Origin of the sequence: Paraburkholderia sp. J69-1, from assembly GCF_905220255.1 — a bacterium.
Taxonomy (GTDB): Bacteria; Pseudomonadota; Gammaproteobacteria; order Burkholderiales; family Burkholderiaceae; genus Paraburkholderia.
Map to the genome: position 1 here is coordinate 1 of NZ_CAJMZG010000048.1, position 12,506 is coordinate 12,506.

The following is a 12,506-nucleotide window of genomic DNA, read 5'->3' on the forward strand; positions in this document are numbered from 1 at the left end:
GGTTTCCGCTAATTAGAAATGTCGTGTTCTGTGTAGGTTGAGCGCCGGACATCCACATGGAGCGCCGGCGATGAACGCGACTGGGACGATCACGATGACGATGCGCGAAGTCGACCGGTTCAAGGTCTGAGGTCGGCTGAAAAAAGTGGAAGCCAACGTTTCGGGTTCCACGTTGTGACTGGGCTTAAACATAGGTGGAAGACGAACTCATGGTTTTAAGCGTTACCCAGTGTCCGGTTTTCGCGGGGCCCGGCCCACGCTGGTAAGCGAGCCGCGCTGCAAGGTCGGATCGGCATCTGAGGCGATCTTTGTGTCAAACACTATTGTCGCAAGATCGATAGCATCTTGTGCGTGGAGGTGGTTGTGTCAAACTATGTTCGCGTTGCGTCAGCGCGACCGCGATGCTAAGTCCTTGATTGAAAGCGGAGCGCTATGTCAAATACTATTGTTCGTTCACCCCGCGGCAAGACTACATGGCAATTAACTTTGACCTTAACGACCTTCTCGCTTTCCGAGCTGTCGTCGAGCGCGGAAGCTTTCGTAAAGCAGCGAGCGCGGTCAACATCTCGCAACCCGCGCTAAGTCGCCGTATTGAGAAGCTCGAAGACGCCTTGGGCGTGAAGCTGTTCGACCGCACGAACCGTCAGGTGTCGCTAACTGCAACCGGGAGAGCATTTGCGCCGAGCGCGCAGCGAATCCTGGATGACCTCGATGTCGCTCTGCTTGGAATCAAGGATGTCGCGTCGACTCGCACTGAAAAGGTAACTGTCGCGTGCGTTCCTTCTGCGGCTTACTACTTCATGCCACACGTCGTTGCCCAATTCCACAGTCTGTATCCTAGGATTAGGGTGACTGTGCTTGATGGAAGCGCGAATGAGGTTTTAGGGCTGGTGTCTGGCGGCGAGGCGGACTTCGGTCTGAGTTTTACCGCACAGCAAGAACCTGAGATTCACTTCAAACCGCTGCTAGAGGAACGGTTTGTCGCCGCTTGTCGCAAAGACCATCCGCTCGCGAAGAAAAAGCGAGTTAGTTGGAGTGAGTTCTATCGGTATGACTATATTTCCCTGGATAAGACGTCGGGAAATCGGTTATTGCTTGACCAGGCACTTACGGGCCTCACGCCTCCCTCGCCTAGCGTCTGCGAAACGCGGCATGTAACCACGATGATTGGACTGGTTGAGGCCGGCATGGGTATCGCTGCCGTTCCTTCAATTGCGATGCCCATCGACGAGCATTTGACGCTTATGAGCGTTCCACTCGTCGAACCTGTCGTTACGCGCCGCGTCGGTCTCATCAGCCGCAAGGGTCGCACACGGACACCGGCCGCCGATGCTCTGTATGAGATGGTGGTCGCCATGCAGAAAGGGCGACGGACGCCTCGAGCAAAGACAACGACGTCGTAGCCCTCGCTATCGCTGCATTACCTGCCAGGAATTGAATCGAGCCCAGTTTTTTGCACAGTAGCTTGTACTCCCGCCGACGACAGGTAGGCCAGCAGTTTCTTCGCCTCTTCCGGATGTTGCGCATTGACCGGAATTCCCGCCGCATAGCGGGTCACAGATTGCAGCGACTCAGGAATGCGCCCAACGAATGTCGCTCCTGAAACGGGAAGCAACTCGCTGACCTGCTGCAAGCCAATTGCGAAGTCGCCTTTCGCGACGACGCTCGCAACGGGAATCTTCGGAATCATCTTGGCCTTGCCCTGCATCTGCTTCTCAATGCCGAGGTTTTTGAACATCTGATTTTGAATGTAGACACCGCTGGCGCTATCGGAGTAAGCAACCGACTTCGCCGACAGCAGTGTCTGCCGAAGCGCGTCAGGAGTGCTGATATCGGGGAACTTCGTTCCGCTACGCACCGCTACGCCAATGCGGGAATCTGCCAGTTCGACGCGTGATGTCGGCACGACTTTCCCGCGCTTGATGAGGTCGTCCAACGCGTAACCGACCATGATGACGACATCGGCGGATTCTCCGTGGTCAAGACGGTTCGGAATAGCCTGCGGTGTCGAGCCCATTGACGGGCCCAGTATCGTGTCAAGTGTGTCTCCGGTGCTGGCCGCGAAACCTGGCCTAAGCGCCTCGTATGCTGCAGTGAACCCACCGGATGTCATCACACGAAGCTCCTCCGCCTGGACAGCATGGGAAGCCGATGCAACGACAATCGAAACCGCAAGACCTCTGATAAACGTATTCATAGACTTTCGAATGAGTTTTCAAAAAACTGAATGACCTAAATCTGCATTGCTTCAACTGCCCTCAGGCTGCCTGGGCCTGCCCGGGTGACTGTGTGCGGTATAGCATCAGAGTGGCGCATAAGGCGCAGGCCGCTGCGCCGCTCATCCAATATCCGGGCGCTGCTGCGTCTCCCGTCAGATGTATCAGGGCAGTCGAGACAATCGGTGTGCAGCCACCGAAGATTGCCGTTGCCAGACTATAGGCAAGAGAGAAGCCAGCAACCCGAACCTCTTTCGGAATCAATTCAGTCAGTGCCGCAACCATCGCGCCGTTATAGAGACCGTAGATGAACGACAGCCACAGCAGGGCAACGAGCATGCTTATCGGCGTCGGAGCGTGCGCAAGCCAATCTAACGTGGGATATCCCGTGATAAGTGCTAGTACAGCCATTGAGACCAGCACAGGCCGACGACCGTATCGGTCCGACAGGATGCCTCCGCAAGGCAGCCAGATGAAGTTCGAAACGCCGATGCAAAGCGTGACCACCAAGCTGTCTGCGGTACTCAAATGCAGAGCATTCTTTCCAAAGGTCGGCGCGTACACTGTTATGAAGTAGAACAACGTAGTCGTCATCGCAACGAGCAGCATCCCTGCTCCTACCGTACGCCAGTTCGTCGTCAACATACTTAGCACTTCGCGCAACTCGGGCGCATGCCGACGCGATTTAAATTCTTCTGTTTCTTCGAGGTTTCGTCGCAGCAGAAAGACAAGCGGCACAATCATGCAGCCAACCACGAAGGGAATGCGCCAGCCCCATGCGTTCACAACGCTGAGTGGCATCCAGCGGGTAATGGCGTAGCCCAGCAACGCAGCCGCGACTACGGCGACCTGCTGGCTCGCGGATTGCCAACTCGTGAAGAAGCCTTTCCGTCCGGGCGTGGCAATTTCCGACAGATAGACCGAGACGCCGCCCAGTTCCGCGCCTGCTGAGAAACCTTGGAGGAGGCGCCCCGCGAGCACAAGAATTGGTGCAGCAAGGCCTATCCTCGCGTAGCCAGGCACGAACGTTATTAGAACTGTTCCGCTAGCCATGACCCCGAGCGTGACTATCAGTCCCTTCTTGCGGCCCACGTCATCGATGTACGCTCCCAAGATGATGGCGCCAAGAGGTCGCATCAGAAATCCGGCGCCGAAGACAGCGAACGTCATCATGAGCGATGCGAACGTGTCGCCCGACGGAAAGAACGTCGTTGAAATCTGCGTGGCGTAAAAGCCAAACAGAAAGAAATCGAACTGTTCGAGGAAATTGCCCGCCGTCACGCGGAATACGGCTTTGATAGCTGAGAGCGGACGCTGCGAAGCGCTCGCGGCAGGTACTGACATGCTGATTGTCTCCGGGGATTGTCCATCGGTAAGCGTGCCTGGCGCTAACTTCTAGGTCTGGGATGTGCCAGCGATGGTGACTCACGCGTCCGGAGTTGGAAAGTGCAATTTTTATCACTAACGATGCACGGAAGTTATCAGTCGTGGAGTTGCCCCTGTAATCCCGGACACAGCATCACACTAACTCAACCGTCGCATTGCTGGGCTTCTATCGCCGTAGCGCCGGTGGTCGGCAAAACGAATTGTTCAGGACGGACTTCGTACTCTTCCCACCGTCGCGGCCGCCGAAGGTCTATCAGCCCCGCGCACGTCGGTCGTGCCTGGGCGAACTGATCCAGATCGACGGCAGCGAACACGCCTGGTTCGAGGACCGGGCGCCGCAATGCACGCTGCTGGTGTACGTGGACGACGCGACGAGCCGGTTGATGGAACTGCATTTCACGCAGACAGAGTCGACCTTCAGCTATTTCGAGGCGACGCGCGGGTACATCGCGCGCCATGGTAAGCCTGGCGCGTTCTACAGCGACAAGGCCAGCGTATTGCGCAACACCAGTGCCGAGCGGACCGGCCACAGCGTGACGCCGTTCGGCCGCGCGATGTACGAGCTGAACATCGACACGTTCTGCGCGAATTCGAGCCAGGCCAAGGGGCGTGTGGAGCGCGCCCACCTGACGCTGCAGGACCGCCTCGTGAAGGAGCTACGGCTGCGCGGCATCAGCACGATGGCCGATGCTAACGCCTGGGCGCCCTCCTTCATGGCGAGCTACAACGCGCGCTTTGCCAAGTCGCCGAAGAGCGATTTCGACGCCCACCGGCCGCTGCGGGCCGACGAGAGCCTTGATCTGGTGCTCACGTGGCGCGAATCGCGGAAGGTCAAGAAGTAGCTGACGGTGCAGTATGACCGGGTGCTGTACCTGCTGGACGATACGCCGGAGAACCGCAAGCTGATCGATCGGTATATCGAGGTCTGGGAGTATCCGGACGGACGTATCGAACTGCGTGCGGATGGTCGGGTGGTGCCGTACCGCGAGTACGACAAGCTGACCGAGGTCGACCAGGGCGCCATCGTCGAACACAAACGGCTGAGTCACGCACTTCAGATATCGCAGGTTATTCAGGCGCAACGCGATAGCAGCCGGATCGGTGAAGCGCCTTCGCGAACGCACCGGGGTGATTCAACCCGACCGGAGCGCAAGGAAGGCCATACGGGCAAGAAGAAGCAACGCGAGTTCACGCAGGCAGATATCGAGCGGGCGATCGTTGATCTGGCCCAGCAAAAGCAGCCCACGCAAGAACCTTGCAAACCAGGCCATCAGTCAACAGCCGTCACTGGAACATGCACAGAAGCCCCAGCCGCTCATGAGCAGATCTTCGACACTGCGTGAGCAGCAACCCCATGAAAGACAAACCCTAAACCCCGTAAACCGGACATTTGAACTTGGCTGCGAACGGCGGCTGCCCGATGTACTTGCGGGGTACGATCTGCCACCCCGGCTCGTCCAGCTAATCCACCGGCTGCATGCCCACTATCGTTATCTCGACCAGCAGGTTGGCGATATCGAACGGGATTTGACAGTACAGCTTCGCGAAGACGAGGACGCATCCCGGCTGCTCTCGATTCCCGGTATCGGCCCCATTACTGCGAGCCTCTTGGCATCCGAGGTCGGAAATGTCGCTCAGTTCGAGGGCGGCCGCGCCGTGAGCATATTCGAACCGTGACGACTATGGTCCGGCAAAGCTATCGGCTTCCGCATGATCGCCGGCGATGGCTTGCCGCAGTGTCTTGATTGCATCCTTCGTGCTCACCGGATCCTCACCGAAAACCTGCAGCATATCCCGGCTGAACGTCCTTGCATTGGCCACTTCGATCACCGCACGAATCACCTTTCTTTCGGTTGTGTCGCCAGCCACGATGACCAGCAAGGTATTACCGTGCCGATGGTAAGACAGGTCCCAATGATGGTTGTCGCTCCAGAAGTGCACCTTGCCCTTTGTCGGGTCAAAGCTGTTGCGATCGATTATCGCGAGTTCTCGTGTGAGTTTCCAAGGGGAAACAGAACGTAGAAATTGCGTTATCCTGGCGGACAAGCTAGGTTCTGGAACTGTTTCGTATGCGCTTGCGAGAAATCTATCCGCCATGGACGTTGATACGGAATCTAACGCGGAACGGCGCATTCTTTCCCAGGCGCGCTTCAGGCGCTTGTAGTCCTTGAAAGTCGTTTTTTCGTGCGTTCCGTCCGCCATTTCAACTGGCGTTGCACTGCGGATGAACGTACGCTGAACGAATGTGCGCGAACCCAGCGGAACGGTTGGCACATCGAAATCCAGATCCTCGGGGGCGCGTAGGCCACGAATCGTATCGTTGAGCATGTCCGGCGTGTCCTCGCGCGCAGAAGCCAGAAACGCTTCCCGTATCTCCGCGTAAGAAAGCGAGTCGTCTTCCGACTCGTCATGCTCTTCTTCAAGCACCTTAGCTAGCGCGTCGGCAAATTGCTCCATCTCCGGGGTGCCGACCGCGGGTACAAGTGCCGCGAGACTGGCGTCAGCAGGAGCCGTATGCCCGTGCAATTTCTCCCACACGCGGCGCACGCGCGCGCGGATCTCAGGGCTCTCTGGATCCGGGTCAAGCCAGGTGTCAGTTCCGTGTTTATCTGAAGCCGTCATGTGACCTCACTGTCCACGCCTTGAGGCGAATCGATCTGCAAAGGTGCGGGCCTCCTTGTCCTCGAAGCCAAAGTATTCCCCCGGCTTTGCCCCGCGAAAGAGGGACACCCGCTCTGACATCGTGACCTCCTTCATACCAAGTCCCCTGTAAAACGACTGCAAACGCGAGCCCCCTTCTGGTTCGGCGTGCAGGAGCGTCGTAGCGTCGCCGCAAAAATCGAGGCGGGTCTGGATCGTCGTATCCAGCAGCGCTTCCGCGATGCCCTCTAAGGCTGGAGCCTTGATCTTATCGCGGAAAAATTCCGCGGGCGCATTGCTAAGGTACCAGACAAACCCCCTGCCCCCCGTGGTCCCGCCAACATGACACACAAAGTCAGGGACTGCCGTGAGCAGGCCTACTGGCACGCGTGCGGGCTTCTGGCCCTGCAATGCCAGCATCATGGCCCAGCCGCAGACAAGGCTGGGCGGCGCTGAGTGCGAGCGGACCGCGAGGTTGTGCCCGAGTGCATATGAAGCGTAGTGCCACCAGTTCCAGCCGACGTCGGCTCGAACACGCCGGCTAGTGTCGGTGGTATCGGAGTGGAGCCGGTAGTGCTGGTTGACTAGAGGCTGGATGTTCCTGTGCCAGTAACGGATCGACTTCATGCCAATTGGCACGATCTCGACGGGGGCTGCTGCGTTGTGCCCTTCATCGGCAACAACTTCACCGGGTTGGTAAGCGTCCGTGGGGCGGCCGTCCTTTTCGGCTGGGAGGTAGCAGGATTCGGGTTCGGAATGCCGGTTTCCACTGATATTGGTCTGTGTGATGGTGTTCTGGCTCTATTATCACCCGACTGGCCACGGTTGCGGCTTTTCACCCCACGCGGCGCTGCGCTCTGGCGTCAACTGGGTGCGGAATTGCCCGCAATGAGGCAGTTCCCAGTTCCCGATCTTCCCCTAAATGCCTGATCCGGTGTGATTACTGGCAACTCATCCCGACTCTCTCTGACGGCAGCGACGTCGTCGACGCCATCAAAAAGCTTGTCCAGGTGTTCCAACACGACGGGATCTGCGCCTTGGTCTTTGGTCAGCGCCGCAGAGCGTGAAGCATCGGCAAGCAGGTCGCGTTGCGCGACTCGTGTTGGGCATACTACAACCAGCTTTTCATCGGAGTACAACTAGCAGTCGTACAGAACGACACAATCACTTGCGCTTATTCCTATTCAGCTCCGCCACCCTCGCCTTAAGCGCGTCGGATATCTCAACCTTCACAATCTTTGCCTGCGTCGCTGCAGGCTGCTCCATCTTGCGGAGGAGATCGATAAACTCGGAAAAACTGGGCGCAACCTTATAAATACCTTGCCGCACGTTCTCTTCGTGCTCGTGATCCCAGAGGCAAACACCTCCAAACATCTTCTCGTCGAGATAAATGCATACAAAATTCGCCCCAGTCACTTCCCCGATCGCGAGAACGTTACTTGGAAGTTTCTGTAACAGTCGTTCTCGAATTGCCGTTATGTCATTGGACTTATCGGGGCACCGACCATATAAGCATTCCAATATTTCGACTCCCAACGAAGCCCACGGCGACTTTTCACTGCCCTCGAAGCCAATCTGGTCATCGAATATTCCAGTCCAGGGGCGTGCCTTGAGGAATTCTTTGTAGTCCTCCGGCAGACGCCCCACATCTCTCTCCAATAAATCCACGAACGTAGCAGTAGCCCCGATGTCGTCGTTCTTTAGAGGCCGATACCCTAAATTTTTCAGCTTTTCAGTAACGTCAATCATTGTTCATTCCAGTTCTTAATTCTGCCAGCCGCGCACCCGACACACGCGCTCGCCGAACGTGAACAGCAAGTTCGCCGCCTTCGGTCTGCTTCATGTCCAGTTCGTCCACCGGCGCGACCGACCGCACTTCTTCCCTAGCCGCTTGCACTTCGGCTAGCTCACCCGTCACTTCCGCCTCAGCGTTGGAGGCCCACGCCCACGCGTTGCAGTTTTGCGCGTACGTGGCGGCCTTCACGCGAAATAAGCCCAGCGCGAAGCGGGGTTTATATAGCCGGCGCCTTATTGCAACAGAACCAGTCAACGTGCTTTACGATCCCAAACAGATAGCGTCTGTTCAAGACTTGATTCCGTAAGATCACCGTTATCAAAAAAATCTCTAAAAAACTGAATTGCAACCGATACATCTCGACATACGCTTCGGTCATCCCACTCATGATCGTTGAAGTTGGTAGTTCCTCGAAAAGGCGCATTACCTGGCTCCCACCACTCTCGCACCTTTGTCTTCTGGCCGAGTCTCTTTTGGGGGCTGTAGATGAGGCGGCATTCTCCGGGGCGAGCCTCCATAGCTAAATTCGTTCCCAATACAATTTTTTCATCGGATCCAACAGTCGCCTCCCACAACGTCACAGAGCCTCCAAATTCGAACGCCTGCTTAACTCTCAACTCAAGATTCAGCCAGGCAGGCCTCGGGACCGAAACACCAACCGTTCCGTTGCCTGAGTTATCACTTGCATCCAACAAAAGAAGTTTTTGCGTCATTTTAGAGAGCGTCAAGCAGCATGGCCGGTCAAGTTAATTGTCGCCGCCCACATTTCTTATTTCGAAAATTTAGCGGGAGTAATGATGCTCCAGCTTGTGGTTCCACGTGTCCATTGCCTGAGCTTCCCCTGAAATTTCACAAACTCCGCCCAGCATTTCACGGCGTAGCAGGCTGCTTGAGTCAGTTTCTTCTCTTCTGCAGTGTCGCCGTTGGCTTTCGCGTGAATGGCCGCCTTTTCGTCCGTATGCAACTGCCGATTATACAAATCCGCACTCAACGCTCCACCCGCACCACTCAACGCGCCCGCACCGCCTCCGATCGCACCGCCCGCAGCCGCACCAGCGGCGCCTGCAACGACATTTGTCAGCAGCGCACCGCCCAGCGTGTTACCAAAAACTGATGGTTGTACAGGTCAAGTGTTGTTGCTGAACAGCCGAGATAGTTTGTCGAGGAAGCCTTGTGGTGGCGGCATCCACCCCGGCTTGAGGAAATCGTAGACGTCGTCGTAGTGAGCTAGCGGACGGATGGGCATCAGTTCCATCGGAACTAAAGGATGTTCGATCTCCACGCAGATGCCGCGATGCCAGCACAGTTTGGTCTCCAAGGTGCCGCGGTATGACATGAACTCTTCCGCCACATCGCCACTTCCTTTAATAGAGGCGTGCTTCTTCTTGATTAGCTCCTCCAGCCCTTCCTTATCGCCCTTGAGCAAAAGCGAGAAGAAATCACGGCCCTCGGCACATTCTGCTCGCAGCGGATTTCGGCCATGCTTCGCGATCGTCTCGATCATGGCATGAACCGTTTTGTCCTCGCCGCGAATAACCAATTGCAACATATAAACATGGAACCGGTTGTTGAGCGGATTGTTGCGGTCTCTCACCAAATCTGCCGTTTCCAGACAGGCGATTTCCTTAATTATCTCCCCACAGTCAGATAACAGTGCAATCTGAATGTCTCTTCCCACCTCGAGAGAAGCGCCTCCATTCTGCCCCACGCTCGCAAGAACGAGCTTGGACGCCAGATAGAAATTCTGCTTACATTTCTCGACGTTTCGCTCAACGAAATAGGCATAAATAGCTCTGTTTCGCGCGTACCCTGCAAGGCCGCAAAGAATGCTCCCTAACCTGGCAGTCTTTCGACGATGCACGAACCACTCGACTTGACGAGGGCTTGCCTTCTCCTCTGCGCCAAGGACATTGAGAAGCTTTTGCTCACGGCTTAATTCAATCATTTTGCTCCCCCGAGCCTGACAACAGTTGCCCCTTGACTATCAACGCCGGTAACCAACTTAACAAGCTTACCGTTATCTTTTGCCGCTTGAATAGCGTCCGCGGTTTGCATCGCAGCAGCATCACCTGTTTGCCGCAGGCGCTCGATTGCGCCGCTCACCCAATCATCTGTCATCTGCGTTGGCAAGGAATCGGAAGGACCGTTTAGCTTGATCGCCCCGTTCGAGTTGAGCGGCTTGACCTCGTTGATGTAGACCGTGTCTCCCTTCACATACACTCCGTCAAAGCAATTGACGCCACATTTCCCATCAAGCTGCGTGTAACCATTGCGTGCAAAATAGTTGTTCACGACAAATTCGCGCGCGTCACCTTGCAAGGTCGTGTTCGGCAGGTTGCCGATCTGAGAAAGGATAGCGCGATCTGCCGTCGACAAGGAGAGTGTCATGCCTTGCTGCGTGATCCGGCTAGCCGAAATGTTACCCCCTTGCGATGCGACCACATCGCCTGCCAACGTCGCGTCAAGCCCCCTGGTGCGCGCCCAACCGTACCGATCACCTTGTTGGTCAGTGCACCACTAAGTACAAATTGCTCCAAGGTGTAATCGGGCCGCGCTGAACCCGTCGGGGGTAGCAAGGTAATCGAGCCGGTTCTGATCGCGCAGGTCCATTCCCAGAACGACAGGCCCAGGAGGCTGAGTGCGCAGGATGTAGTTAGTCTACTGTTCCGCGCGCCGTGCCGGCGTCGCGCTGAAGTAGGTTTCCACGCCGCCGTCGGCCATGATCGGAGCGCTACCGGCCAGAATCGGTTTGCCCATGTACGGCGCCAGCATATCTTGCGCGGTTTGCAAGTTCTTCAGATGCGCATCCGCACCGCCCAGTGCACCCTCGCTATTCGGTACGGTCGCTGTCTGCAGGATATTTTGGAGGTACGCCATATTCTTGGCGTTGGCGGCGTCGTCCACTTGCCCTTCGGCCACGCGCTCAAGCAAGTCGGACCACGTAGTTGTCGCGGTCGAAATGCAGGTAGCGTCGCCATTACAGGTCTGCACGGCTTTCTGTTGTGCCAGTTTCTTGATCAGTGCGCGTTCATTTGGGTGCAACTGCCGGTTGTACAGAGCCGCGGGAGTGTCAGAATTTCCGTGTTCAAGGCGGGGTTGAGATTCACACGGATGGTCGAACGAATCGGTCCGCATAGAGGATAGCGAATTGGTTCATCGCTGTCTTCCAGTCGTGAGCGGCACGCCCCCAGTCGGCCGTGATGTTGCGCAGTGCCAGCCAGATCAGTTTCGTTGCTGCATCATCGGTTGGGAAGTGACCGTGGGTCTTGATGATCTTGCGTAGCTGCGCGTTGATATTCTCGATGGCGTTCGTCGTATAGCTCACCTTGCGCACGCCGGGCGGGAACGCAAAGAACGGAATCACGCGATCCCAGGCCCTGCTGTCCCCACGCCCGTGGACGGGACCATTTAGGCGCTGTGCGAGGCCTGGAAGTTGCCCTTGAGCGTCTGCCGTCATGGCGACTAGCGGTCGCGAAGCGACCCGAGTGCAACAATCTGATCGAACTCGGGCCAATCTTCACGTACGCGTGCGAGCGTTCCTTCGATCAACTCGTTTGGAACAAAAGGCGGTTGATGCTCCGGCAACTTATCGAAAGGCGCCTCAATCAATGGATGCTTGAGTATCGGATTCTGCAAGCCCAACAGTTCACGTAGCCGAAACAGGAGAAGGATTTCAAGCGGTGTACGCGGAAACGCAGAGCAGTCGTAAAACTTGGTCTCGCTATCGCGCTTCGACTCGTGTGTGTGGCGGTCGCAGGCAGCCAATAACCAAGGCGTCAATTTCTCGGGATCGGTTTCGCGCCATCTTTCAAGAATGCCCTCGTAGATCGGAACTGAACTCGCGAATGGCGGCCATTCATGTCGAATATCTCCACGCCAGTCGGCGAAGAGTCGCAACATAAACGCGTGAACCCGGCGATGTCGTTCCTCGTACGACAGTTGAAGTTGATAACCCCGGTTTAGTACAGCGTGGGTAAGATAGCCTTGGTAGATGCCTTCCTCCACGCGACCGAGGATGAAATCGATCGCCATGTCCTCCGTCATAGACTCCCAGTTCATCATACGTAGCGGCTGAGAATGCTCTGGGAATAAGACTCTATGCTTAACGTGCCAAAAAAAGTACAACTTCGCACCAAACATTTGAAACCCAATTGCGTTGGCCATCGCATGCTCCCAGGGGCGACCGGTCAGAGCCAATATCTCAGCTCTTTGCCGCAAAGTCGCGCCGACCGGGATGTACGTCGAGTTCGGTGGAAGATTGAGTTCGTTCTGGGTGTCGATACGCGTGTTGTACGAAAGTACAGGTTCAAGTGGCCTTGGAATCGCCTTCTCAAGCCACTTGACTACCGTTTGGCGACTCGGCCAACGCGGATCTACGCCCATTGTTGCAATGTTTTTGAAATCTATCATGACAATTACTTCGGCAACCAAGGTTGAACTAAAACATTTGTCGGGCCCGTCGCTCCGGG

The 12,506-nt window shown here is 56.3% G+C and carries 13 protein-coding genes and 2 pseudogenes; 4 read left to right on the top strand and 11 right to left on the bottom strand.

Translation table 11 applies throughout. The features are described 5' to 3' along the window. Positions 1-473: 473 nt before the first annotated feature. Positions 474-1,403: a LysR family transcriptional regulator gene (locus U5A67_RS40025; protein WP_321818765.1), complete on the top strand. Its 930-nt coding sequence runs from the start codon at positions 474-476 to the stop codon at positions 1,401-1,403. A 17-nt stretch (positions 1,404-1,420) separates the two neighbouring features. Here the strand turns inward: U5A67_RS40025 and U5A67_RS40030 are convergent, their stop codons facing one another. Together U5A67_RS40030 and U5A67_RS40035 are read right to left on the bottom strand one after the other, a co-directional pair. Next, on the bottom strand, positions 1,421-2,197 hold the full coding sequence (locus U5A67_RS40030; RefSeq protein ID WP_321818766.1) for a substrate-binding domain-containing protein: 777 nt from the start codon (positions 2,195-2,197) through the stop codon (positions 1,421-1,423). A gap of 61 nt (positions 2,198-2,258) precedes the next feature. After that, positions 2,259-3,560 (bottom strand): MFS transporter, encoded by a 1,302-nt coding sequence (locus tag U5A67_RS40035; RefSeq protein WP_321818767.1) that lies wholly within the window; start codon positions 3,558-3,560, stop codon positions 2,259-2,261. Positions 3,561-3,835: 275 nt separating this feature from the next. On the opposite strand from U5A67_RS40035, the pseudogene U5A67_RS40040 reads away from it, so the two are divergent. After that, positions 3,836-4,945: pseudogene (locus U5A67_RS40040) on the top strand (ISNCY family transposase); the annotation flags it as partial. Continuing rightward, the gene (locus tag U5A67_RS40045) at positions 4,920-5,279 is read left to right on the top strand and encodes a transposase (RefSeq protein ID WP_321818768.1); all 360 of its coding nucleotides are present in this window, start codon (positions 4,920-4,922) and stop codon (positions 5,277-5,279) included. The pseudogene U5A67_RS40040 and the gene U5A67_RS40045, both read left to right, overlap by 26 nt. A gap of 3 nt (positions 5,280-5,282) precedes the next feature. On the opposite strand, the gene U5A67_RS40050 is transcribed toward U5A67_RS40045, so the two are convergent. The 4 genes from U5A67_RS40050 to U5A67_RS40065 form a co-directional block, all read right to left on the bottom strand. After that, on the bottom strand, positions 5,283-6,224 hold the full coding sequence (locus U5A67_RS40050; RefSeq protein WP_321818769.1) for a hypothetical protein: 942 nt from the start codon (positions 6,222-6,224) through the stop codon (positions 5,283-5,285). Between the two features lie 6 nt (positions 6,225-6,230). Then, entirely contained in the window at positions 6,231-6,869 is a 639-nt protein-coding gene (locus U5A67_RS40055) for a hypothetical protein (RefSeq protein ID WP_321818770.1), read from the bottom strand. A 537-nt stretch (positions 6,870-7,406) separates the two neighbouring features. Next, the gene (locus U5A67_RS40060; RefSeq protein WP_321818771.1) at positions 7,407-7,991 is read right to left on the bottom strand and encodes an SMI1/KNR4 family protein; all 585 of its coding nucleotides are present in this window, start codon (positions 7,989-7,991) and stop codon (positions 7,407-7,409) included. A 297-nt stretch (positions 7,992-8,288) separates the two neighbouring features. Further along, the gene (locus U5A67_RS40065) at positions 8,289-8,750 is read right to left on the bottom strand and encodes a DUF6911 family protein (protein ID WP_321818772.1); all 462 of its coding nucleotides are present in this window, start codon (positions 8,748-8,750) and stop codon (positions 8,289-8,291) included. A gap of 176 nt (positions 8,751-8,926) precedes the next feature. Here U5A67_RS40065 and U5A67_RS40070 point away from each other — a divergent pair, with 176 nt between their 5' ends. Next, positions 8,927-9,151: a hypothetical protein gene (locus U5A67_RS40070; protein ID WP_321818773.1), complete on the top strand. Its 225-nt coding sequence runs from the start codon at positions 8,927-8,929 to the stop codon at positions 9,149-9,151. 12 nt (positions 9,152-9,163) lie between these two features. On the opposite strand, the gene U5A67_RS40075 is transcribed toward U5A67_RS40070, so the two are convergent. The 5 genes and pseudogenes from U5A67_RS40075 to U5A67_RS40095 form a co-directional block, all read right to left on the bottom strand. Further along, positions 9,164-9,982, bottom strand: coding sequence for an Imm49 family immunity protein (locus U5A67_RS40075; protein WP_321818774.1), 819 nt, complete (start codon positions 9,980-9,982; stop codon positions 9,164-9,166). Further along, positions 9,979-10,425 carry a hypothetical protein gene (locus U5A67_RS40080; RefSeq protein WP_321818775.1) on the bottom strand — a complete coding sequence of 149 codons (447 nt, stop codon included), beginning with the start codon at positions 10,423-10,425 and terminating at the stop codon, positions 9,979-9,981. The genes U5A67_RS40075 and U5A67_RS40080 overlap by 4 nt, the downstream gene beginning before the upstream one ends. Positions 10,426-10,695: 270 nt before the next feature. Further along, positions 10,696-11,172: a hypothetical protein gene (locus tag U5A67_RS40085; RefSeq protein ID WP_321818776.1), complete on the bottom strand. Its 477-nt coding sequence runs from the start codon at positions 11,170-11,172 to the stop codon at positions 10,696-10,698. Then, a pseudogene (locus U5A67_RS40090) lies at positions 11,141-11,416 on the bottom strand (transposase); the annotation flags it as partial. The pseudogene U5A67_RS40090 and the gene U5A67_RS40085, both read right to left, overlap by 32 nt. Before the next feature lie 83 nt (positions 11,417-11,499). Beyond that, positions 11,500-12,506, bottom strand: a 1,007-nt coding sequence (locus U5A67_RS40095) for a hypothetical protein (protein WP_321818777.1), incomplete at its 5' end; no start/stop codon positions are given.

Coding starts and splice junctions, on each gene's coding strand:
- U5A67_RS40085 (WP_321818776.1), bottom strand. CDS start 11,172: ATGCGGACCGATTCGTTCGACCATCCGTGTGAATCTCAACCCCGCCTT.
- U5A67_RS40065 (WP_321818772.1), bottom strand. CDS start 8,750: ATGACGCAAAAACTTCTTTTGTTGGATGCAAGTGATAACTCAGGCAAC.
- U5A67_RS40030 (WP_321818766.1), bottom strand. CDS start 2,197: ATGAATACGTTTATCAGAGGTCTTGCGGTTTCGATTGTCGTTGCATCG.
- U5A67_RS40045 (WP_321818768.1), top strand. CDS start 4,920: ATGAGCAGATCTTCGACACTGCGTGAGCAGCAACCCCATGAAAGACAA.
- U5A67_RS40060 (WP_321818771.1), bottom strand. CDS start 7,991: ATGATTGACGTTACTGAAAAGCTGAAAAATTTAGGGTATCGGCCTCTA.
- U5A67_RS40055 (WP_321818770.1), bottom strand. CDS start 6,869: ATGAAGTCGATCCGTTACTGGCACAGGAACATCCAGCCTCTAGTCAAC.
- U5A67_RS40080 (WP_321818775.1), bottom strand. CDS start 10,425: ATGACACTCTCCTTGTCGACGGCAGATCGCGCTATCCTTTCTCAGATC.
- U5A67_RS40025 (WP_321818765.1), top strand. CDS start 474: ATGGCAATTAACTTTGACCTTAACGACCTTCTCGCTTTCCGAGCTGTC.
- U5A67_RS40050 (WP_321818769.1), bottom strand. CDS start 6,224: ATGACGGCTTCAGATAAACACGGAACTGACACCTGGCTTGACCCGGAT.
- U5A67_RS40035 (WP_321818767.1), bottom strand. CDS start 3,560: ATGTCAGTACCTGCCGCGAGCGCTTCGCAGCGTCCGCTCTCAGCTATC.
- U5A67_RS40075 (WP_321818774.1), bottom strand. CDS start 9,982: ATGATTGAATTAAGCCGTGAGCAAAAGCTTCTCAATGTCCTTGGCGCA.